This is a genomic window from Paenibacillus sp. TSA_86.1 (assembly GCF_052691815.1).
Map to the genome: position 1 here is coordinate 111,440 of NZ_JBQZGE010000013.1, position 24,014 is coordinate 135,453.

19 protein-coding genes and 1 tRNA gene are annotated in these 24,014 nt (G+C 46.7%); 2 read left to right on the forward strand and 18 right to left on the reverse strand.

The window, feature by feature from the left end; all coding sequences use genetic code 11:
- Position 1: 1 nt before the first annotated feature.
- The 8 genes from rnr to ACUTVW_RS21080 all read right to left on the reverse strand — a co-directional run bounded on the left by rnr (position 2) and on the right by ACUTVW_RS21080 (position 11,196).
- Complete coding sequence (gene rnr / locus ACUTVW_RS21045) at positions 2-2,800, reverse strand: ribonuclease R (protein WP_445647574.1); 2,799 nt, start codon at positions 2,798-2,800, stop codon at positions 2-4.
- A gap of 578 nt (positions 2,801-3,378) precedes the next feature.
- Entirely contained in the window at positions 3,379-3,612 is a 234-nt protein-coding gene (gene secG / locus ACUTVW_RS21050; RefSeq protein ID WP_434748505.1) for a preprotein translocase subunit SecG, read from the reverse strand.
- A 231-nt stretch (positions 3,613-3,843) separates the two neighbouring features.
- Positions 3,844-5,130, reverse strand: coding sequence for a phosphopyruvate hydratase (gene eno / locus ACUTVW_RS21055; protein ID WP_434748508.1), 1,287 nt, complete (start codon positions 5,128-5,130; stop codon positions 3,844-3,846).
- Positions 5,131-5,374: 244 nt separating this feature from the next.
- A complete protein-coding gene (gpmI, locus tag ACUTVW_RS21060) occupies positions 5,375-6,919 on the reverse strand; it encodes a 2,3-bisphosphoglycerate-independent phosphoglycerate mutase (RefSeq protein ID WP_445647575.1) in 1,545 nt (514 codons plus the stop codon).
- 1 nt (position 6,920) lies between these two features.
- The gene (gene tpiA, locus ACUTVW_RS21065) at positions 6,921-7,673 is read right to left on the reverse strand and encodes a triose-phosphate isomerase (protein WP_221790108.1); all 753 of its coding nucleotides are present in this window, start codon (positions 7,671-7,673) and stop codon (positions 6,921-6,923) included.
- A 33-nt stretch (positions 7,674-7,706) separates the two neighbouring features.
- Entirely contained in the window at positions 7,707-8,888 is a 1,182-nt protein-coding gene (locus tag ACUTVW_RS21070; protein WP_445647576.1) for a phosphoglycerate kinase, read from the reverse strand.
- Between the two features lie 149 nt (positions 8,889-9,037).
- Positions 9,038-10,045 (reverse strand): type I glyceraldehyde-3-phosphate dehydrogenase, encoded by a 1,008-nt coding sequence (gene gap, locus ACUTVW_RS21075; RefSeq protein WP_062837744.1) that lies wholly within the window; start codon positions 10,043-10,045, stop codon positions 9,038-9,040.
- 125 nt (positions 10,046-10,170) lie between these two features.
- Complete coding sequence (locus ACUTVW_RS21080; RefSeq protein WP_445647577.1) at positions 10,171-11,196, reverse strand: sugar-binding transcriptional regulator; 1,026 nt, start codon at positions 11,194-11,196, stop codon at positions 10,171-10,173.
- Positions 11,197-11,693: 497 nt separating this feature from the next.
- Between ACUTVW_RS21080 and ACUTVW_RS21085 the strand changes: the two genes are divergently transcribed.
- Positions 11,694-11,768 (forward strand) — tRNA-Arg (locus tag ACUTVW_RS21085).
- A gap of 179 nt (positions 11,769-11,947) precedes the next feature.
- Positions 11,948-12,544 (forward strand): ATP-dependent Clp endopeptidase proteolytic subunit ClpP, encoded by a 597-nt coding sequence (gene clpP / locus ACUTVW_RS21090; RefSeq protein WP_434748513.1) that lies wholly within the window; start codon positions 11,948-11,950, stop codon positions 12,542-12,544.
- Between the two features lie 224 nt (positions 12,545-12,768).
- Here clpP and ACUTVW_RS21095 read toward each other — a convergent pair whose 3' ends face one another.
- The 10 genes from ACUTVW_RS21095 to ACUTVW_RS21140 all read right to left on the reverse strand — a co-directional run bounded on the left by ACUTVW_RS21095 (position 12,769) and on the right by ACUTVW_RS21140 (position 23,995).
- Complete coding sequence (locus tag ACUTVW_RS21095; protein ID WP_445647578.1) at positions 12,769-13,866, reverse strand: stalk domain-containing protein; 1,098 nt, start codon at positions 13,864-13,866, stop codon at positions 12,769-12,771.
- 368 nt (positions 13,867-14,234) lie between these two features.
- The gene (locus tag ACUTVW_RS21100; protein ID WP_445647579.1) at positions 14,235-14,990 is read right to left on the reverse strand and encodes an SIMPL domain-containing protein; all 756 of its coding nucleotides are present in this window, start codon (positions 14,988-14,990) and stop codon (positions 14,235-14,237) included.
- A gap of 171 nt (positions 14,991-15,161) precedes the next feature.
- Positions 15,162-15,431, reverse strand: coding sequence for an HPr family phosphocarrier protein (locus ACUTVW_RS21105; protein ID WP_342553700.1), 270 nt, complete (start codon positions 15,429-15,431; stop codon positions 15,162-15,164).
- A 225-nt stretch (positions 15,432-15,656) separates the two neighbouring features.
- Entirely contained in the window at positions 15,657-16,589 is a 933-nt protein-coding gene (gene whiA, locus ACUTVW_RS21110; RefSeq protein WP_434748516.1) for a DNA-binding protein WhiA, read from the reverse strand.
- Positions 16,590-16,595: 6 nt separating this feature from the next.
- Positions 16,596-17,582: a gluconeogenesis factor YvcK family protein gene (locus ACUTVW_RS21115; RefSeq protein ID WP_145335930.1), complete on the reverse strand. Its 987-nt coding sequence runs from the start codon at positions 17,580-17,582 to the stop codon at positions 16,596-16,598.
- Positions 17,583-17,595: 13 nt separating this feature from the next.
- A complete protein-coding gene (gene rapZ, locus ACUTVW_RS21120) occupies positions 17,596-18,495 on the reverse strand; it encodes an RNase adapter RapZ (RefSeq protein WP_434748518.1) in 900 nt (299 codons plus the stop codon).
- Between the two features lie 51 nt (positions 18,496-18,546).
- Positions 18,547-19,497, reverse strand: coding sequence for an ROK family glucokinase (locus ACUTVW_RS21125; protein WP_445647580.1), 951 nt, complete (start codon positions 19,495-19,497; stop codon positions 18,547-18,549).
- Positions 19,498-19,904: 407 nt separating this feature from the next.
- Positions 19,905-20,936 (reverse strand): AI-2E family transporter, encoded by a 1,032-nt coding sequence (locus tag ACUTVW_RS21130; RefSeq protein WP_445647581.1) that lies wholly within the window; start codon positions 20,934-20,936, stop codon positions 19,905-19,907.
- A 165-nt stretch (positions 20,937-21,101) separates the two neighbouring features.
- Positions 21,102-22,061, reverse strand: coding sequence for a thioredoxin-disulfide reductase (gene trxB, locus ACUTVW_RS21135; protein ID WP_445647582.1), 960 nt, complete (start codon positions 22,059-22,061; stop codon positions 21,102-21,104).
- Positions 22,062-22,255: 194 nt separating this feature from the next.
- The gene (locus ACUTVW_RS21140) at positions 22,256-23,995 is read right to left on the reverse strand and encodes a tetratricopeptide repeat protein (RefSeq protein ID WP_445647583.1); all 1,740 of its coding nucleotides are present in this window, start codon (positions 23,993-23,995) and stop codon (positions 22,256-22,258) included.
- Positions 23,996-24,014: the final 19 nt, after the last annotated feature.

Here is a 24,014-nt window from a genome sequence, read left to right on the forward strand (position 1 = left end):
CTCACTTCTTTTTCTTGCGTACAAAAGCTGCCGTTTCACTTCCTGCTCCGCCTTTGTTTTTCTTGCGCTTGCGACGTGGCGCTCCGCCTTCTTGCACGCCGCCTGGTGTAGCATTTTCTCCGATGAAAATACCACTAGGCGATGTATTATTACGCTTACCTCCGCCTTTGCCACCTTTAAAGCTACCGCCCTTACCGGACTTGAAGCTTCCTTCTCCACGGCCGCTGCCGTTTAAGCTGCCGCCCTGACCGCCTGCAGAAGAAGTCGTGTCTTGCCCGGACGATCCTGAACTATAACCGCCTTTACCTGAGCCAAAACCAAAGCTTACCGCGCCTTTGCCACGGTTGCTTGAACCACCGGCTTCAACCGCACGACGTTCACCTTTCGGCTTACCGCTGCCTCTACCGGCAAATCCTCCTGTCGATGAGCCTGCTCCGGCGTTTCCTGCTCCGCCGCGACCAGCTTGAGCACCCTTGTTGCTCTCTTGCGTAGCAGATCGGCCACCGCGATCACGTTTACCGCCTGCACCAGCGCTGCCGCCTTTGCCGCCACGGCCTCCACCGAAGCCACCTTTGGCTCCGCCTCGTCCGCTGCCGCTTGCAGGACGACCACCTTTACCGCCGCGACTACCACGGTCGAATCCGCCATCACGTTCTTTGCGAGGTTTCATATCGACCATTTCAAAATCAATCGTATACTCTTCCATGCTCACACGTGCTACGCGGATCTTCACTTCGTCACCGATGCGGAATACTTTGGATGTACGCTCCCCAATCAATGCCATGTGCTGGTCATCAAAATGGTAATAGTCGTCTGTCAACGCACTGAGACGAATCAATCCTTCCACTGTGTTTTCCAGCTCAATGAACATACCAAAGCTGGTTACACTGCTGATCATGCCTTCGAACTCTTCGCCGACCTTGTCGAGCATGTACTCGGCTTTTTTCATTTTCTCCGTATCCCGTTCAGCTTCCACCGCTACACGCTCACGTTCCGAGGACTGCTGTGCAATATCCGACATCCGGCTTGCCAAGTACTCCTGACGATTCTCCGGTAATGCTCCTTTGTTCTCAATCACTTCACGAATGACCCGGTGAATGACCAGATCGGGATAACGACGAATCGGGGATGTAAAGTGACTGTAGAATTCAGCAGCCAGACCAAAGTGACCAGACATTTCCGAATCATATTTTGCCTGTTTCATGGAACGCAGCATCATCGTGCTGATGACCGTTTGTTCCTTCGTACCATTGATATCCTCCAGCAGCGATTGGAGCGCTCTTGGATGGATCGCGTTGCCACGTCCTTTGACTTGGTGTCCGAAATTCGCCGCAAAGGCGAGGAAATTTTGCAGTTTTTCCTGATCCGGGTCTTCATGCACACGATAGATGAACGGCACTTTGAGCCAGTGGAAATGCTCCGCCACCGTCTCATTGGCAGCAAGCATGAACTCCTCAATGATTTGCTCTGCGATGGAGCGCTCCCGTTTTACAATATCAACCGGTTTGCAGTTCTCATCGACAATGATTTTGGATTCTTCAAAATCAAAGTCTACCGCCCCGCGGCGCATCCGCATCGCACGCAGTTTGAGAGCAATTTCCTGCATCAGGTGGAAGTCATCCACCAAATCTTTGTAACGCTCCAGTAGCTCCGGCTCTTCGCCTTCAAGGATTTTGCGTACGTTCGTATAAGTCATACGTTCCTTCGTTTTAATCACACTTGTGAAAATGTCGTGTTTCACAACCTTCATCTGGTCGTTAAACTCCATCTCACAAGACAACGTCAGACGATCCACCTGTGGGTGCAAACTACAGATTCCGTTCGATAGACGCTGCGGCAGCATCGGAATAACCCGGTCAACAAGATATACACTGCATCCACGGTTATACGCCTCTTGATCCAGTTTAGAGTTCTCACGCACGTAGTAGCCCACATCGGCAATATGAACACCCAGACGGTAGTTGCCGTTCGGCAGTTTTTCCACGTTAACCGCATCATCCAGATCTTTCGCATCCTCACCATCAATCGTAACGATGTTCAGGCCACGCAGATCGCGGCGTCCCTGTTGAATAATCTCTTCATCTGTGATGGAATCCGGTGCTTTTTCTGCTTCTTGCATCACTTCATCCGGGAAGGCTTCAGGCAACTGATGCTTGCGAATGACCGATAAAATATCAATACCAGGCTCATCCTTGTGACCCAGAATCTCAATAATTTCACCCTCAGCTGCTGCACGGCCCTCAGGGTAACTGACGATCTTGGCAACCACCTTCTGTCCATCCACTGCACCTGCAAAATTCGTACGCGGAATGAAAATATCACGATTAATCCGTTTATCATCCGGCATAACAAATCCATACACTTCATGACTCTGAAAAACACCTACAATCTGTGTGATCGCACGCGTCACAATCCGTACAATTTCACCCTCCAGGCGGCCTCCAGAAGGCCCTTGGGACGTTACTTTAACGAGTACGATATCACCATTCATTGCACTCTTCATATCATTCGCATGGATATACACATCCGGGTGCTCGCGATCCTCAGGAATCAAAAAGGCAAAACCTTTTGCATGCGCCTGCAGGCGGCCTCGCACCAGATTCATGCGTTCTGGCATACCATAACGATTGTTACTCGTCAGTAGAATTTTGCCGGATTCCTCCAGCGTGTTCAGCATAATCAGAAAGGCTCTGAAATCAGCAGCATCCTCAATCTTAAAGTGCTGTTCCAACTCCTGATAGGTCATCGGTTTATAAGCGGTCTCCCGCATGAAGTCAAGCAATTGTTGTTCGGTTATCATTAGTTTTTCACCTCGGGAAACGTAAGAGTATAGTCTGATCTCTTCTCTTTATGTATCGGAATCCGTGCTGTATTCATACAGGTACCGTGCGGTAAATACTGTTGAATACCGCGGCCTTACTATCTTCATACCCTAGTATACACGAATTCAATCCAGCCCATCCGTAGCTCGCCAAAAAAGCACCTTAGTCTGTGCTGCTGCCAGCCTGACACTCGAATTTACTCCTTCAGACAGTTTATGCAGTGAGTGATATGCCCGATCTGACACGAATCACCTTTATAAAAAAAACGCACAACACCAGTATATAACATTAGTAATATACTGGACCAACCAGGAATACCTGCTTTATTTGGGATATATGGATCAAAGAAAGGGGGAATCGAACAGAAGTAGAAAGCAAATCAAAGGTTTATATATTAAACGAAAAATCTAGACAACTGAGTGGCTTAATAAACGCTGGTAAACTTTGGATGAATAAAATTCTATTAAAAAACCTCCGTTTCTGCACGAAACGAAGGTTTATCCGTTAAGCCATTGGCTTCAGCTATTCGGTTTCTTTCTTGTGACCTGACTGCAAGTTACTTCGAAACAATCGTAACTATAACAGACAAAATCATAAATCCTGCACCCAGAACCACCGTTGCACGTTGCAAGAAAAGATCCAATCCGCGCGCTTTCGTTTTACCGAAAAGATGTTCCGCACCACCGGAGATGGCACCCGCCAAACCAGCGCTTTTCCCGTGCTGCAGCAATACTACAGTGATTAGACCGATCGAGAAAACAACGAGCAGCAATTTCAAAGCAATATCCATTCTTTCCACCTCCTACCCATGTGGGCATAACATCTGACCATAAAAACAGTTACTTTAATTGTAGCATAGCTACAGGTGTGATACAAGTAGTACACAGTAGACTATTTCCCTTAAATTTCAAAATTCATCGCCAAGTATTCATACTTCTACTACATCTCAATTTCACAGCCATCATAATCATAAAAAAGACAAGCCGGTTAGCCGGCTTGCCTGAAAAGCTGCGTACACAGCTTATTTTTTGAGGTTGTAGAATCCTTTAAGACCATTGTATTGAGCAAGCTCATCCAATTGATCTTCAATACGAAGCAATTGGTTGTATTTTGCGATACGGTCTGTACGGGAAGGAGCACCCGTTTTGATTTGACCCGCGTTTGTTGCAACAGCGATGTCAGCGATTGTGCTGTCTTCGGACTCACCGGAACGGTGGGAGATTACAGCTGTATATCCTGCACGTTTAGCCATTTCGATTGCATCGAATGTTTCAGTCAATGTACCGATTTGGTTTACTTTGATCAGGATGGAGTTACCGATACCTTGCTCGATACCTCTAGCAAGACGATCCGTGTTTGTTACGAACAAGTCGTCACCAACGAGTTGTACTTTGTCACCCAATTTTTCAGTGAGCAATTTCCAACCATCCCAGTCATCTTCGGACATACCGTCTTCAATCGTGATGATAGGGTACTTCTCAACCCATGAAGCCAGAAGGTCAACGTACTCAGCGGAAGTGTAAGATTTACCTTCACCAGCCAACGTGTATTTACCATCTTTGTAGAACTCAGTGGAAGCAACGTCCATACCCAGGAATACGTCAACACCTGGTTTGTAACCTGCTTTTTCGATTGCTTCGATGATTGTAGTGATTGCTTCTTCGTTAGAACCCAGGTTTGGTGCAAATCCACCTTCGTCACCTACAGCTGTGTTCAAGCCTTTGGAGCTCAGTACGGATTTCAGGTTGTGGAAGATCTCTGCGCCTACGCGAAGAGCTTCTTTAAAGCTTGGTGCGCCAACTGGCAATACCATGAACTCTTGTACGTCGATATTGTTGTCCGCGTGCTCACCACCGTTGATGATGTTCATCATTGGTACTGGCAATGCTTTAGCGTTGAATCCGCCCAGGTAAACATACAGTGGCAGTTCCAGAGCGTCAGCAGCAGCGCGAGCTACAGCCATGGATACAGCCAGAATTGCGTTTGCACCCAATTTAGCTTTGTTAGGCGTACCGTCCAGAGCGATCATCAATTTGTCGATACCCAGTTGATCCAAAGCGTCCATACCGATAACTTCTGGAGCGATGGTTTCATTTACGTTTTTAACAGCTTGCAGTACACCTTTACCAAGGTAACGGGATTTGTCACCATCGCGAAGCTCAACGGCTTCGTGGGCACCAGTGGATGCACCGGATGGAACGATTGCGCGTCCGATTGCGCCGGACTCCAGGTATACTTCAACTTCAACTGTAGGGTTACCGCGGGAGTCGAGGACTTCGCGAGCGTACACGTCAGAAATAATAGTCATGTGTGATAATCTCCTTTAATTTTGAATTTATTAAAAATTAGGACCACTTGTGTTTCCCCTTATCCACTACGTCAGCAGAATCGTCTTCCGATCGCTGTTATCCCCGGATTCCTTTGAACTTATTCTCATAAGTTGGAATCATGTGATAAAGGCGAACGCTAAACGCTTCTTCAGACGATTTCTGCTGCCTCCGTTCAGGGGTAAACGCCAAACTTCCCAATTTCATATATGGTTGCTGTACAGTTTATTTACGGGTAGCGATAACAGAAGTTCCTGTCATCTCTACCGGTTTCGGCAATTGCATCAGGTCAAGAATCGTTGGCGCGATATCGGCCAGAATTCCGCCTTCACGCAAGGTTACATTCGGATCAGTCACGATAAATGGAACCGGGTTTGTTGTATGAGCCGTGAACGGACGTCCTTGCTCATCAAACACCATATCCGCATTACCGTGATCGGCTGTGATCAGTACCACGCCGCCTTTGGCAAGTACCGCATCGACAACGCGACCCATACACTCATCTGTTACTTCAACCGCCTTGATCGTTGGCTCCAGCATACCGGAGTGTCCAACCATATCAGGGTTAGCAAAGTTCAAGATAATCGCATCATGTTTATCCGCTTCGATCTCGCGGACTGCTGCATCGGCTACTTCATAAGCGCTCATCTCTGGTTGCAGGTCATACGTTGCAACCTTAGGTGAGTTGATCAGCACGCGAGTTTCGCCCGGAAGCTCTACATCACGGCCGCCGCTGAAGAAGAAGGTTACGTGCGGGTATTTCTCTGTTTCTGCAATACGCAGTTGTTTTTTGTTATTCTGTACCAACACTTCACCCAGCGTATTGTCGAGGTTTTTAGGCGAGTACGCCACATAACCTTCAACCGTCTCGCTGAACAACGTCAAGCACACAAAGTGCAAGCCTACAGGGAACTTCGGTCCACGTTCGAAACCACGGAAATCGGAGTTCGTAAATACTTGCGACAACTGGATTGCACGGTCAGGACGGAAGTTTAGGAAGATGACGGAATCACCGCTCTCCACCAGACCTACCGGCTCACCATCCGCTTTAACGATGACCGTTGGTTCAACGAACTCGTCAAATACGGATTTATTGTATGATTCTTCAACCGCTTTGAGTGGATCAGTGTATTTCGGTCCATCGCCGTAAACAATAGCGCGGTAGGATTTCTCCACACGCTCCCAGCGTTTGTCACGGTCCATGGCATAATAGCGACCTTGCACCGTTGCGATTTTACCTACACCAACTTCATCAATTTTAGCGATCAGCTTCTGCATGAAGTCTTTACCACTGTCTGGCATAACGTCACGGCCATCCAAGAAGGCATGAATATACACGTCATTCATTCCTTCTTTTTTAGCCAGATCCAGCATCGCGAACAAGTGGTCGATGTGACTATGTACGCCACCATCGGACAACAAGCCGTAAAGATGAAGTTTTTTACCGCTCTGTTTCGCTTCGCGCACCGCTTTGACAAGTGTTTCATTGTCATAGAACTCGCCGTCACGAATCGATTTGGAGATACGGGTCAAATCCTGGTATACGATCCGGCCGGCACCGATGTTCAGGTGACCTACCTCGGAGTTCCCCATTTGGCCTTCCGGCAAACCTACAGCCTCACCGCAAGCAGTCAAAGTTGTATGTGGGAACTGGCTCATGTAACGGTCATAGTTCGGTTTTTTGGCTTGCGCTACCGCATTGCCTTCCACCGTGTTACGCAGACCGAAGCCATCCATAATGATCAGTGCTACAGGTTTTGGAGCTGTCATCTTACTTCGCCCCCTCAACAAGCGCGATGAACGAAGCCGGCTGCAAGCTGGCACCGCCAACAAGTGCGCCGTCGATGTCGCTTTGTCCGAGGTATTCTGTTACGTTTTCCGGTTTAACGCTGCCGCCGTATTGAATACGAACTGCATCAGCAACCTGCTCGTTGTACAGATCCTTCACCAGTGTACGGATGTAAGCAATAACTTCATTCGCATCTTGGGATGTGGAGGATTTGCCTGTACCAATCGCCCAGATTGGCTCATAAGCGATAACGACTTGTGCCGCTTGCTCTGCAGAAAGACCTGCAAAAGCCGCTTCTGTTTGTACTTTGCATACATCTTTTGTTTGGTTCGCTTCGCGCTCTTCAAGCGTTTCGCCAAGGCAGAAGATTGGAGTCAGTCCGTGACGGAATGCTGCATGCAACTTTTTATTGACAGTCTCATCGGTTTCCGCAAAATATTGACGGCGCTCCGAGTGACCGATAATCACGTAATCTACACCCAGTTCTTTCAGCATGATACCGCTGATTTCACCAGTGAATGCACCATTGTCTTCAAAGTGAAGGTTTTGTGCACCGATTTTGATGTTAGTGCCTTTCACAGCCTCTACCAGGGATGGCAAGTTTGTAAAAGGTGCGCAGATTACTGTTTCTACGCCTGCGACTTCCGCTTTTCCTTTAACTTCCTGAATGAAGTCATTGGATTCGGAAACCGTTTTGAACATTTTCCAGTTACCCGCGATAATTGGTGTTCTCATTGGTTTCAACTCCTTCATGCTATAGCTTAAAGCTTACTTGTCGTTTAATGCAACTACGCCTGGAAGCACTTTGCCTTCCATGAACTCAAGCGATGCACCGCCACCTGTGGAGATGTGATCCATTTTGTCAGCCAATTTGAACTTCTCAGCTGCTGCTGCAGAGTCGCCGCCGCCGATTACGGTGTATGCAGATGTCGTAGCACAAGCTTCTGCTACTGCACGAGTACCGTGGGAGAATGGCTCAATTTCGAATACGCCCATTGGTCCGTTCCATACAACCAGTTTGGAGTTTTTAACAACGTCAGCATAAATCTCACGTGTTTTAGGACCGATGTCGATACCTTCCCAATCTGCAGGAATGTCGCCAACTTCAACGATTCTGGTGTTTGCGTTCGCACTAAAGTCGTCAGAGATTACGATATCCACTGGCAGGTAGAAGTTTTTACCCAGTTTTTTTGCTTTTTCGATAAAGCCAAGTGCTACATCCAATTTGGACTCATCCAGCAGGGATTGACCTACTTCGTAACCTTGAGCCTTCATGAAAGTGTAGGACAGACCGCCACCGATGATTACGTTGTCTGCAATGTTCAGCAGGTTGTCGATCACATCGATTTTGTCTTTTACTTTGGAACCACCGATGATCGCTGTGAAAGGACGCTCAGGGTTAGAGATCGCTTTACCCAACACTTCAAGCTCTTTTTCCATCAACAGACCGGATACTGCTGGCAGCAGGTGAGCGATACCTTCTGTAGAAGAATGTGCTCTGTGCGCCGCACCAAACGCATCGTTAACGAATACGTCAGCCAGTTCAGCGAACTGTTTTGCCAATTCCGGATCGTTTTTCTCTTCGCCTGCGTGGAAACGAACGTTCTCAAGCAACAACACGTCGCCATCGTTCATCGCCGCGATTTGAGCTTTAACCGCTTCGCCAACGGAATCATCCGCTTTAGTAACCGGTTTGCCCAGCAATTCAGACAAACGCTCCGCTGCTGGAGTCAAACGCATAGATTCTACAACTTCGCCTTTTGGACGTCCCATGTGGCTCGCCAAGATGATTTTAGCACCTTTTTCAATCAAGAAATTGATCGTAGGCAGTGTTGCGCGAATACGTTTGTCATCTGTAATTTTACCATCTTCGAGCGGCACATTGAAATCTACACGCACGAATACCCGTTTTCCATTCAATTCGATATCACGTACACTTTTTTTGTTCATCTCTATTTCCTCCGCACCCATGTATTTGGTGAACCTTTCAAGAGCTGGATCCCTTGTTAGTCCTGGTGTTCATGAGAAATTTACTAAATATCCATATATAAAGAGCGGAAACAATGACAATCTGTTTCCGCTCTATGTTATTACAGATATTACTTGATCATTTTTGCAAAGTGCTCCAATGTGCGAACCAATTGAGCTGTGTAAGACATTTCGTTGTCATACCAAGCTACAGTTTTAACCAATTGTTGGTCGCCAACAGTCAGAACTTTAGTTTGAGTTGCATCAAACAGGGAACCGAAAGTGATTCCTTGGATATCTGAAGATACGATTTCGTCTTCAGTGTATCCGAAAGTTTGTGGATCGGAAGCTTCTTTCATTACTGCGTTAACTTCTTCAGCAGTAACTTTTTTGCCCAGAACAGTTACAAGCTCAGTAAGGGAACCTGTAGCTACTGGTACACGTTGAGCTGCACCATCCAATTTGCCTTGCAGTTCAGGAATAACCAGACCAATTGCTTTAGCAGCACCAGTCGTGTTAGGGATGATGTTTTCAGCTGCTGCACGAGCACGACGGAAGTCACCTTTAGGGTGTGGAGCATCCAACGTGTTTTGGTCGCCAGTGTAAGCGTGAATTGTAGTCATCAAACCTTGAACGATTCCGAATTTGTCTTGCAGTGTTTTTGCCATAGGTGCCAGGCAGTTCGTTGTGCAAGATGCGCCGGAGATTACAGTTTCAGTACCGTCGAGAATTTCATGGTTTACGTTGTAAACGATGGTTTTCATGTCGCCAGTAGCTGGTGCGGAGATAACAACTTTCTTAGCTCCACCTTTCAAGTGTTTCTCAGCTGCTTCTTTTGTTGTGAAGAAACCAGTACATTCCAGAACGATATCTACGCCCAGGTCGCCCCAAGGAAGTTCTTCCGGGTTACGGTTAGCAAGCACTTTAACTTCTTTGCCGTTCACTTTGAAGAAGCCATCGTGTACTTCAACATCGCCATCAAAGCGACCTTGAGTTGTGTCATATTTGAGCAAATGAGCCAGCATTTTAGCGTCAGTCAAGTCGTTGATTGCTACTACTTCGATGCCTGCTACATTTTGAATACGGCGGAATGCCAAGCGTCCAATACGTCCAAAACCGTTAATACCTACTTTAATCATGAGTAAGTTCCTCCCAAGTTTTGATTAATTTTATGAAACTATATATTCAAGACAGACGGTGAAGTCCGTCAAGACAACAAGAGTAATGTTGAAAATAAAACTGATCTCATCTCTGGCAACGATAACTATTCCATATCTGCGACAATGACCTCGGCCGCAGCCTCATCAATAATCAAGATATCCTCCTGCCCGAATCGCAGTACGGAATGAATGGCAGCTGCCTTGCTTTTGCCACCCGCAATACCGATGACAACATCGGTGCGTTCAATATCCTGAAGCCGCATACCCAGTGTAAGCATGGTATGTACCACCTCACCCTGACCGTTGAAATAATACCCGAAGGACTCCGATACGGCCCCCTGCTCCTGAAGTTCTTCGATGATCTCCGGTGCAAGCTTGCGTCTCTTCGCCATCTCCACAGCATCACCAATGCCATGGATTACGATGCGTGATTGCCTGATCAGCTGTAAAATCTCCTGAACACCCGGATCCTGGATCAGCGATTCATAGGCATGGTCACTAAGCAAATCCGGTACATGCAGAAGTTTGTACTGCGCCCCTGCCCGCTTTGCCATCGTGGATGCGATCGTATTTGCCTGAATTTCCAGGCTTTCTCCCAATCCGCCGCGCGCTGGTACAAACCAGACACCCTTCAGCGAAGTGGGCGGTGTGAGTTGCTCTGCGACTCCAGCCGTTGTTGATCCGCCTGTAACGGCGACAACGTCGTTGTCACTCATGATGCTGCCGAGAGCCTTCGCTCCGGCTCTTCCAAGTTCCCGCTTGGCATAAGGAGATACGTCCGAATCGCCGGGAACTACAACTACCTTTTGTAAACCGTAGGCTTGCTTGATTCGTTCTTCCAGCTCGGATAATCCAAACAGCTCTTTCGCGACAGGTTCTAACTGCTGCAGCAGATTGTACCCTGCCTCACTGATCTTCATGCCAGCACTGTCAATTTCGATAAGTCCCTGAGCCTTTAACAGATCAGTCTCAGCTCTCAGAACCCGCTCGGTCATCTGCATGGAATTGGCTAACGTTCTCCGCCCAATCACATCCGATAACATGATCTGGTGCAGAATCGTATACCGCTTTTTCAAGACATCCATGAGATCGGGCAGAAGCTGCTTTTGCACTTCTAAGATCGTTCGCATGCTTTCCACTCCCGCAAGCTTCTTGTTCCAAGCTTCAATCATGGCCTCAAAACGTCCCGGGTTAACTTTTTAAGTCCCACGTTCATTCTACCTAAAACTGACGCGATATGCAAGTGTTTCGAATGCTTATTTCGATACGTCAGCAGGCGTCTATACGCGCCTGTTTTCACAACCTCTACACGTTTGGACAAGAAGCAACGGATCTCATACCATATATAGAAGAGATACATAAATAGTATCTATATATTGCTTTGTTTCATTTTCATATGGCATGTCCAAAACCTCTTATAGCATGTACCGAAATAAAGGCTTTATCCCTTCTTCTTTATCATGATCATTTCCGAACCATTCCAAACCACCTATGGAATAACTCAAACCCTGCATATCGGGTGAATTAATGTATTCACTCTAACCTAATTCGTAAGACCTCTAACCAAAGCAACTGCTTGCATTTCACTAACTCATAGGCTATAATCATTATTGCTGTCACATGATGTGCGCCCGTGGTCCAATGGATATGACGTAGGCCTCCGAAGCCTGAGATCCAAGTTCGATTCTTGGCGGGCGCGCCACTTATTTTTAACAGCTCATAATGCATTTAACCAACGAAACCGAAAAGGTTTCTTTTTTTTCAAAGTTAGTTTGACTTTCTTTGACTTTTTGTTTGAGATTGTTTATTATGTGGTTAATACGGTAACAGTTTAAATATAAACACCCATTTAACACTTACATTTCCGAGGAGGTTTTTCACGTGAGTTATATTCCAATGGTCGTTGAACAGAGCAACCGGGGTGAGCGCGCTTATGATATTTATTCCAGATTGCTGAAGGATCGTATCATTTTTCTTGGTAGCGACGTGAATGACGTTGTGGCGAATGCCATCATGGCACAGATGTTGTTCCTGGCAGCCGAAGATCCGGAGAAAGACATTCACTTATACATCAACAGCCCAGGCGGATCTATCACAGCGGGTATGGCGATCTACGATACAATGCAGTTCATCAAACCGGATGTATCTACCATCTGTGTAGGTATGGCGGCTTCTATGGGTGCATTCTTGCTAAATGCTGGTGCAAAAGGTAAACGTTTTGCGTTGCCTAACAGTGAAATCATGATTCACCAACCACTCGGTGGTGCACAAGGTCAAGCGTCGGACATCGAAATTCGTGCACGTCGCATTCTGAAAATGCGTGACACGCTGAACCGCATCATCTCCGAGCGCACAGGTCAACCCCTGGAGCGTATTGAGAAAGATACAGATCGTGACTACTTCATGAGTGCTGCTGAAGCAGCCGATTACGGTATCATCGATAAAGTAATCCAAAACGTAGGCGCTCAAGGCATCTAAACTGCTGCCTGGTGGCTAGCGGAATCATCGCAGGGCGGGCTTCACCGATATAGGTGAGCCCGCCCTGCGTTATATTCAAGCAAACAGGCAAGATCACACCCGTCAGTGGGGTGTGTTGCCTGCATAACAAAAAGTCCCCGTCATCTTGCTTGACGGGGACTTTTTGTTTATTATTTTTTTACTAGAAGAATGGTATAATTGCTCTTGATTTAACCTGGACGAACTTACTTGTCTGACGTTACGTTGCTAAACGGCGCTGTGCCCTTAGGCAGAATTTCCTTATACGTGAATTTGATCTCAGGGAAACCTTCGGCATACGCTGTGTACTCATACAACTGGAAGAATACCACTGCACCTGTTGGCGTCACGTAGAAATCCTGGTCTTTATTCAGACCTTTGTAACCGCTCAGGTATCCCGTGTTCGCTTTCAATTGCTCGCCAACCTTTTTGCTGATCGTTTCACGCATCGATTTACTGTTTGCAATTACATCATCCAGTGTAAGCTCTTTACCTGTGTCGAGAGCAAACGTATGACCGGTGCGAGTCGTCATGCCATGTGCTCCAGCATAGTCCTCATAACGTTGAGTGATCAGACCCAGTACGCCGTTCTCATTGTAAGTCACCACATACGAAGCTTCGAACGCATACGGGCGTTTTGCAGTTGCTCCACCGAATTCGGACGTTTGTTTTTTGAACGCAGCAACAGCGGTGTCTACTTCATCTTTGAGCACTTTGTTAATCGCCGCTTCGGCCTCTTTGCTAGCTAGTCCACTCACTTGCGGGTACTGCACATCCACCTCAGCATTTTTAACGGTTACATTCGCTTTGGTCGATTTCACCTGTACGTTATTTTGTCTCACTTTGCTCAAGGTTAGTGTTTTGGTTTTGGCATCCCAGCTACCTTGTACACCCAAATAATCTCTCATTGCAGAGAACGGGATGTACAAACGACCCTGAATCAATTTGGCTTCCACCTGAGGGTAATAACCGTTAATGTAGACGTTTGGCTGTCCATCCATCAGGCCGATGGTCATCGCATTGCTTGCTGCTGTTACTGTATATGACTTGGTTTTAGCATCATATGTCAGTGTACCGCCCGCTACATCTTTGACCGCTGTCAGCGACACCCAAGTTGACCCACCTTGGAGCAAACCTTTTTGCGTCATCGTTTTACCGCCTGATTTCAGCGTCACCTCAGCCGGTGTAGTCACTTTGGAAGTTACAGAAGCGGCTTGAACCGATTGATCCACCCAAGCTGTGCTGCCCCCCATAATTACGCCTGCTGCCAATAATGCACTCGTCCACTTTTTCCATGTTTTCATATATAAAACTCCTCTCTACTTTTCCATCAGGTTTATTGCGTATGTAAATTGAATTAGATTGAATAGGCCATACGCTTACCTCTTTATTATAATTAACCCGTTTTCGGAAAGGTTTACAGCTCCAGTTACAATGTTGATGAAAATCGTACGATAAAAACTGTAGAAAATGAATGTTTTGTCACGAACAATGCTACAAAAACGACATGATTGCGTCTGCTTTTTAATAAGTAACACTGACATTTTCCAGCCCTCACTTCCTCAAAGCCAGCATGTGCAACAAAAAAAACACTGCCTGAACGGCAGTGTTTTTGTCATTATTTTAAATTCTTGATATTTAATCATTTTAGTTCTCTATCAAGCAGAATCTTTTATTTCATCTCATACGTGATATTGAGAACAGTACTGACTTTCACCTGACCCGCTTCAATCTGTGTACCTGCATTCGAATCACTTGTTGCTTTCGCCATTAGAGATTCACTCGCATAGAACACAGGAACATTAGCATCCGGTTGACTTACCGAAAGAACAGTTCCAAGCTGGCGTTTCACCGCTTTGGCAATTGCTCCGGCTTTTACATCTGCATTAGCTACCGCCTTAGCAATAACCTCGGATTCGTATTTCTCCGGATTCTCTACTGTGAAACGTACATTTTCGATATTGTTGGCACCTGCCTGGGATGCTGCATCCAGCAATTCACCAATCTTGTTCATATCGCGGTATGTCACTGTCAATGTATGATGTGCTGTATACCCTTTAATTTTCTCTCCATCTTTTTCACTATACGTGTAGTTTGGTTGCACATAGAATTGACTGGTTTGGATATCGTCTGCACTAATCTTCCATGTGTTTTTCAGTAGATTGGTGACTTTTTGAATTTTCGCCGCATTGGCCTTTTGAGCTGATGCTGCGGTTTCAGCAGTACTGTTCACTCCAATAGACAGATAGGCGATATCCGGTTTTACCTGAATCTCACCTTTACCAACGACATTAATCACATTTTGCTGTACTCCCTGAACCTCTGCGGCATAAGCATAGTTTCCTGGCGTAACCCAAGCTGTACCTCCAACGAGCAAAGAACTTGCCACCAACACAGCACCAATCGGTTTCATCCATTGTTTACGCATTACGAATTACCTCCTCATATGTTAACTTCTCAAACTTGAAGCGATTTGATACCTTAACAGACGGGACAAATTCCATAATGTTGCACTTGACGGCCCCGATTATATAAAATTTATATGAAACGCAAAAAAGCCCCTTGCGGGACTTCTTTAATCATTAATGCGGATTTACTTTTATTGATTCTCAAGCTCTTCCTTGCTCACCAGACTAACTAAAGCGTTTACAGCCTGATCGGCATCCGCGCCTTCTGCACTGATCTGGATTTCTGTACCTGTGCTAATTGCAAGGCTCATGATTCCCATGATACTTTTAGCATTTACTTTTTTATCGTCCTTCTCGACGAACACTTCAGATGAGTACTTATTCGCTTCTTGAACGAACAGTGCTGCAGGTCTGGCATGGAGACCCGTTTTCAAACGGACAACTACCGGGTGCTTTGTCATAGAAACTTACCCCCTATTATGAAATCTGGACATTAAATACACAATTATATTTATACAACATTATACCATTAACCCGTGCTGGACACTAGAAGAAAAAACATAGCCTGCTTCCACAAGCAGAAAACGAGCCTCAAAGCTCTCTCTTCTTCTGTCCTGAACCATCTAGGCCACCCTGATTGAGTAGCATAAATCTACAACTTAGACCTTTCATTCGAACGATTAACCCTAACGTTCCGCACGCACTTTCTCAGCCAGTTCATCAATTTTCCGAAGCCGATGGTTCACGCCTGATTTGCTCACCGTGCCCTTCAGTAACTCGCCAACTTCCTTTAGATTGATATCTGGATGAGCAAGCCTTACCTCGGCCACCTCACGCAGCTTATCCGGAAGAGACTCCAGGCCTACTTCCCTTTGCAGCAGACGGATATTGTCGATTTGTCTGACCGCCGCCCCAATCGTTTTGTTCAGATTAGCTGTCTCACAATTGACGATCCGATTGACGGAGTTACGCATATCCCGCATAATTCGTACGTCTTCGAACTTAAACAGGGCCTGGTGAGCACCAATGATACTAAGCAGCTCAATGATTTTCTCACCTTCCTTAATGTATAGGATGAATCCTTTTTTCCTTTCTATACACCGGGCATTGAGATGAAATTCATTCGCTAGGTCTACCAGTGCCTGACAATGCTCCTCATACATGGACGCAATCTCCAGATGATATGAAGACCCCTCTGGATTATTAACCGATCCGCCCGCCAAGAACGCACCGCGAAGATATGCTCGCTTACAGCAGTTCTTCTCCAGTAGCTCTGCATTAATGCCGGGAGTAAACAAAAACCCTTCGGAGACGATGTGTAACTCCTTCAGGATCTCCTGAACCATAGACGGAACACGAACAATGTACACATTGTTCTTTTTCAGCCGCATTTTTTTGCGAACCAACAATTCCGTATGCACTTGAAAATGTTTTTTAAGCAGAGAGTATGCCCTTCTTGCAATGGCAGCATTCTCTGTCGAAATATCCAAGATGACCTTTTTATTCGATAACTGCACCGAACCCAGCATACGGATGAGGGCTGAAAGTTCCGCCTGTTCGCAGCACGCTTCACTTTCAATCATCGTTAATTCTTTTTTGGTCTGTGCTGCAAATGACATGGGACTTCACCTCTTCCGTAACATCCAATTTTGAACCAGCTGATAAATATGATGACTGAGCTTATCGGCATCATGGCGCAGGTAGGTTTTGAACAAAACAAGGGTGTCTGCGACAACCTGATAACCCGAGCTTTTCAGCACATTCATATCGAGAACAACCGGCTTTGCTCCTTTTTCCGCATATTTATTTTGCACTTGCAGCGGAATATCACCATTATTAACGATCACATAGTCAAAGAGCTGATGACCGATATGCTCGTGAACCGCTTTAAGATGATCACTCACCGTATAATTATCGGTTTCACCTGGCTGTGTCATAACGTTACAGATAAACATCTTCACTGCATCCGTTTCGACAACAGCTTCAGCCAGTTTGGGCACAAGCAGATTAGGAAGGATACTTGTATAAAGACTGCCTGGACCAATCAGAATCGCATCCGCCTGGCGTATCGCTTCTACAGCTTCTGGCAACGGCTCCACGTGATCCGGTTCAAGGAAAACACGTTTAATGCGTCCGCCTGCCTCCGGGATTTTGGACTCGCCTGTTATAATCGACCCATCCTCCATCTCGGCATGTAATACAACAGCCTGACCCGCTGCCGGAAGCACCTGACCTCTAACGGCAAACACGCGGCTAAGTTCCCGCACAGCAGTCACAAAGTCGCCTGATATATCCGTCATCGCAGCCAATATCAAATTGCCCAGGCTGTGGCCTGCAAGCCCCGCGCCTGTATTGAAACGATATTTTAACATGTCTGAAAGCAGTGGTTCCACATCCGCCAGCGCGGTAAGCACGTTACGAATGTCGCCAGGAGGCGGCATTTGCAGCTCACTACGCAGGATGCCCGAACTCCCACCGTCATCGGCAACCGTAACGATGGCCGTGATATCCATCGGCTTTTCTTTTAAACCACGCAACATCACGGATAATCCGGTTCCACCGCCCATTACAACGATTCTCGGACGTTCTCTCCGTGGTCCGGCCTCTTTCATCCCTTCACCCTCTTTAATGACGATCCCGGTCAGCGTCGCGATGGCTTACGGTAACAGCTTCAGTCTCACTGCTTCCCAGCATTTTGCCCAAATATTCCGATATTGCTACCGAACGATGCTTGCCCCCGGTACAGCCGATTCCAATAATAACCTGGCTTTTGCCTTCCTTCCGGTATTGCGGAATCAGAAAATGCAGCATATCCAGCAGTTTGGTCAGAAACGCTTGCGTTTCCGGCCATTTCATTACATATTCGTACACTTCACTATTTTGTCCTGTATTCGGCCGCAGATGATCAATATAATGCGGATTCGGTAAAAAACGAACATCGAATACGAGATCCGCATCAATCGGAATACCGTATTTGAATCCGAAAGACGTTATATTCACCGACAACATCTGGGTCTCCAAATGGGAGAAACGTGAGATGATGCGCTCTTTCAATTGAGCCGGCTTCATCGTACTAGTATTCAGCACCTGCGTTGCTGAATTTTTGAGTTCCTCCAGCATCTTGCGCTCCAGCTTAATGCCATCGAGCGGCATTCCTTCCGGGGCCAGCGGGTGTCTGCGTCTACTCTCTTTGTAACGCTGAACCAGCACAGAATCTGTGGCATCCAGAAATAAAATTTCACAGTGGATCGTAAAATGATCCTTAATATAATTTAAAGACTCGGACAATGCCGTAAAGAATTCACGTCCTCGCAGGTCGATGACCAGCGCCACCTTGCCGATCTTACCATTGGACTGTTCGATCAACTCTGCGAATTTGGGAATTAAAACAGGTGGTAAATTGTCTACACAGAAAAAACCCAGATCCTCCAGGCTCTGCACAGCTATCGTTTTACCCGCTCCGGACATGCCCGTAATGATAATGAGCGTGGCGCCTGTGCCTGGTGATCCCTCACCGTCAAGCATAAATGTCCCCTCCTTATCATATTGATGTCGGATTATCGTGTTACGAAATTACTACGAACGCAAGAGGAGACCTGCTGCACCTACGATACCTGCATCATTACCCAGCGTAGCTTCTAGAATCTGAACGCCCTGCTGCAGCGGTTCCGGTGTCAATTGAGCGAATACGGTACGAATTTCATCAAACAGGAAGTCACCTGCCTTGGATACACCACCACCAACAATGAACAACTCCGGATTCAGCACAGCTGCTACGGTTGCCATAGATTTGCCCAAATAGTACGCTGCACGATTTACAATCCGCAGTGCCACTTCATCGCCTGCTTTGGCCGCATCAAATACTTCCTTGGCAGCAATTTTGTCTACCAGTGCAAGTGACGTATGATCCCCACGCTCAACAGCATCCTTCGCCATACGAATGATACCTGTTGCAGATGATACCGTCTCTACACATCCCATTTTACCACAGCCGCACTTGATCGCTTCCAGATCAGGTACCACACTGATGTGGCCCAGCTCCCCTGCCATACCTGAAAAACCTTGATAAATCCTACCATTCAGGATGAGACCGCCGCCAACACCAGTACCGAGTGTAAAGCATACACAATTGTCTACACCTTTGCCGGCTCCAGCCCAAGCTTCCCCGAGTGCAGCAACGTTTGCATCATTATCTATTTTAACAGGCTTGCCCAGACGTTCTTCCAGAACCGAACGAATGGCTACATTCCGAAATCCAATGTTAGGAGCATGAACAATAATACCTTCGCGTACATTGGTGAACCCGGCAACTCCTGCACCGACACCTTCAAGCTGTTCCCAGCTGTATGGCGATTCGGCAACGATATGACGGACATACTTCTCGATGTTGGCGATAACGGTGTCAACGCCCTGATCTACTTCCGTCGGCCCTTCATACGTATGCATAAGCTGACCTTGATCATCACATATACCGACCTTGATTGCTGTTCCGCCGAGATCGACCCCAACGTAGATTTTCTCAGACATGCTGCAAGCCACCTTTATCTATCTAAAATAGTTTAAGTCCTACGTACCAACTATAATTGAAGGATACGCCGGGGTCAAGACGAGAAGACCTCACGCACATCATGCTTTGGCAGGGTTGTGAACGACATCACACACCGTTTTGAATACGTATACATCCTCCTTATAATCTATTAAAACACTACGCTTCCTCCTTCCCTGATAGAAAGGGAAGCCTCAACTCATGATATTTCATCAGCACTCGTTCCATTCATATAAAATGACAATTGTCATCTGAACTTCATGACGATGTTTACAAAATCACTCAATATACCCATTAGCTCAGATGCGGGTACAGGAAAAAAACGCCTTCCAGCGAAGTACTGGAGGCGTTTTTACAATTTTCAACCATTCACTCAACCAAACACTAACTAAAGCTTCGACTCTACGCGCACAGGCTCATCGGTCTTCTCCATCTTGTTAACATCCAGAATATCCAGCAGGAAGACAAAGATTGGAATACCAATGATCAAGCCCCAAATGCCGAGGAAATGCTGAGACAGAATCAGCACGATAAAGGTGTAGAACATCGGCAATTTGGTCTTGTGTGCCATCAGTTTTGGATTCAGGAAATAGGTTTCAAGCGCATGAATAACAATGATCATAATGATCACGATGATACTCATCTGCAGTCCGCCCATTTGATACCCGATCAGACAGAGCGGCACAAGGGAGATCATAACCCCCGCAACAGGAATCAGACTGAGCAGGAAGACCATAATCGTTAATGCGAACAGATAAGGGTAACCTAAGATCCACAATCCGAGCATCGTCAGCACCGTATTAAATACGGCAATTAACAGCTGCGCTTCAATGACTTTACCAAAAGAAGATACAAATTTGTCGCCCAGGTATGCTACTTCATTATAAAACCAGCCGATTTTGCTTGTTTTGAATTTGGACGTGAATTTATAAATTTCTTTTTTCTGCAACAGGAAGAACAGACTCAAAATAATAACCAGCAGGATGAATTCCAGCCATTTGCTAAAGGCAAAAATGTATTTCAGCGCTTCGTTCGTATAATTTTTAATGTCGAAAGACTGCAGGTATCCTGCGATCTTAGAGGCAAAATTATCGCCATCGGCTGTGTCGAGAAATTTCATGATTTCATTCGTCAACTGCACAACCTGATCCACAATCCGTGGTGAATACCTGGATATACCGAGCACAATTCCGGCAATCACAATGATATACAGCAGAATGACCACGACTTTATAGTCGATTGGAAAAAAGCGATTCAAACCTTTGGTAATGAGATGCTGCAGCCTGTTCATGACGTAGGTCACCAGGAACAACAGCAAAATCATGTGAAGCATACTCCCCATACTGAACAAAATTAAACAGAACAACAGCAAGATCAAGAAACGTCTAACTGTCGCATTATGCAACCAATCTTTTATCATTTCCCCCAACTTCTTCACCTCACAGCTAATATACCCCTTATGTATACGAAACCATGCCCGTATTCGTTTCAAAAAAAGAGAAGCCCTCCGGCTTCTCTCAGTTTATGAGACTTCCCGTTGTCTCTTGTAGCTAATTTATTCCAAGCCAGAAGGCAATCATGTTGGTTACTTATCCAGCGTTTCGCTCCAATCGTGCACGATGCTTCCCTCCAGGAACTTTTCACAATCCATCGCTGCCATACATCCTGATCCTGCCGCTGTGATCGCCTGACGATATTTCGTATCCTGGACATCTCCACAAGCAAACACACCTGGAATATTCGTCTCTGTTGTACCTGGCTTAACCACAACATAACCATGCTCATCCAGCGTAATTGCATTGCCAAGGAATCCGGTGTTTGGTGTATGCCCGATGGCAACGAATACCCCGTCTGCCTCAAGCAGCTCTTCCTGACCGGTTTCATTGTTACGCACCTTCAACCCTTTGACACCCATTGCTTCAGGTACAACCTCAAGCGGTGTTCGATTCAAGGCCCATTTTACTTTCTCGTTGCTGCGAGCACGATCCTGCATAATCTTGGATGCACGCAGTTCATCCCGGCGGTGAACCAGTGTAACGTCTGTGGCAAAACGAGTCAAAAAGCTCGCTTCCTCCATGGCGGAGTCGCCGCCACCGACTACAACGATTTTTTTGCCACGGAAGAAAAATCCGTCACATGTCGCACATGTGCTTACTCCCCGTCCTACATTCTCCTGCTCTCCCGGAATGCCGAGATAACGAGCCGAAGCACCTGTGGAGATGATGATAGAGTCTGCTTCCAACTCCCCCATACCACCTACGCTCACTTTGAAAGGCTGCTTGCTGAAATCAACCTCTTCCACCCAACCATTCTTGAATTCAGCACCAAAACGCTCCGCTTGCTTTCGCATGTTGTCCATCAGTTCCGGGCCCATGATCCCTTGCGGAAAACCCGGGAAGTTCTCAACTTCAGTAGTCGTCGTCAATTGCCCGCCTGGCTGCAGACCTTCAATCACCAGCGGATTCAGATTTGCACGAGCCAGATATATCGCTGCTGTCAGACCCGCAGGTCCGGTTCCGATCACAATCGTTCTGTATTTAGACATATTAGATACAGCCTCCTTCATCAGGTTGAGATGTGTAATGGTCGCGAATAACTTGCCAAGATGATATCCTACAGGCATTTTGAGACCTATTCGTTAAGTTTACCCGTTTTCACGGTTAATGTATCCTTCTCCTCAAGACGAGCATGCTTGCAAACTTAGTTACAACGTTTTACAAGGCTTGGATCTGAGTGGATCTACCCATTTGGGGGAGTTGCGCTGCATATTTGATTGAGCTGTCTCGCATATTTGCTGACGGTCGATGCAGATATGCCGTAACGTTCAGCAATACTTTGATACGTCACTGGCCGGCTGCGGTTTTTCGAGGCCAGATACTCCAGTCCGGCAGCCCACCCTTCAATCTGTTTGGAACCAGCAAGATCCGGGCGTACCCTGGAGACGTAATCCATCCAGATTCGTTCCATCTCCTGCTGCAGCTCCGTTTTCGCCTCAGACATTTGCAGAGCCCGATCAACAACAGCCTGCCAATGGGGCAGTGTTCCTGTTTCCAACTTCTCCGTGATCTCCGTTTTGCCATTCTCAGGAATGAATTTCAGAGCCTCCGAAGCAAAGGGGCGGGATACTTTAGATTCAGGTTCAAGGCGCTCAGCCATCTGAAGATCATGTAAAATATCCTGTGCCGCCTTAACCAAAGAAGGCTCTTCGCCGGGTTCTTCCATAAAAAGTTGCAGCGCCTGCTGTACTTCGTAATCGCCAATCATGCCAAGCGCATGAATAACTTGCAGCTTGGTTGCCTGATCACCATGTCGCAGTGCCCAAAAGAAAGACGAACGAATCAATGGATCATTTTTCATCTCTTCCGGAATGCCGTTGCCATAATCCTCCCATTGCTTGAACTGCTCATCGAAAGGAAGGTGGTAATGGTAGCTTAACTTGTTCGGCTCCTGTACCCCTTGAAGTACCGCTTCGAGGCCTTCCAGGTAATAACGAGACACCTCTGAACCAGGATCAAGCTTGTTCACATGATGCCACAGCCGCTTCGCAATGTCATAACGTTCCGTGTTGTATGCCGCCACTGCTGCGTAATGCGCAAGGGCTGGATCAGCAGCTGTCTCCTCTACCTTGAGCAACCGGCGGAAATGAATATAGGCTGCATCATGCTGGCCTAGAATTCCCATCGTCGTAGCCAGCTTGTACACCTGTTCGTGCTGGTATGGCACGATCACACGCAGTTTTTGAATCAACAGCAGTACTTGGTCCGTCCGATTCTCATTTTGGTAAAAGATCGCCAGATTACAGAGTGCGTGCAGATTGCCCGGTTCCTGTTCCAGCACTTCAGCGATAGTCTCTTTTGCTTTGGAGAACAGTCCCATATAATAATACGCAAGAGCCAGATTGTTACGGGCAGCGAGATAATCCGGATAATCGGGTGACATGTCCTCCAGCAGCTCCGCAGCTTGGGCAAACTTGCCCTCTTCCAGCAATTCACGCGCCTGATCATGCTCCACAACACCTTTGCGTGATTTGATTCGATTTAATTTGGCCGGGCGATCCAGCTCATAATACAAAAGCTCCATCATTTCTTCTGCTTCCGTCATAAACTGACCCTGTGTGTCTTCCTCCAAATAGGTAACCAGTGCACGCTCGGCTTCCTCAAATTGATCCATGTTGGCATAATTGTTAGCCATGTAGAAATAACATTCCGTCATTGATGGGTCAACCACTTCCAACACATTCGCCAAAATGGCGTTGGAGGTTTCGTAATCCCCTTTTTCAGATAATATACCCGCCATATTACAATGATTCACCGGATTTTCCGGCTCGTATTCAACAGCTTTACGAAAATATTTCAATGCCTTGTCGACATGATTACGGTCCAGCGAGCGGACAGCTCTTTCAAAAAAGAAAGAAGCATCCAAGTGAATCGGTATAATATTGGCAAGGTGACCCTCGGTCCGCACTAGCTTGCCCTTCATCTTCCAAGGCACCTCCTCT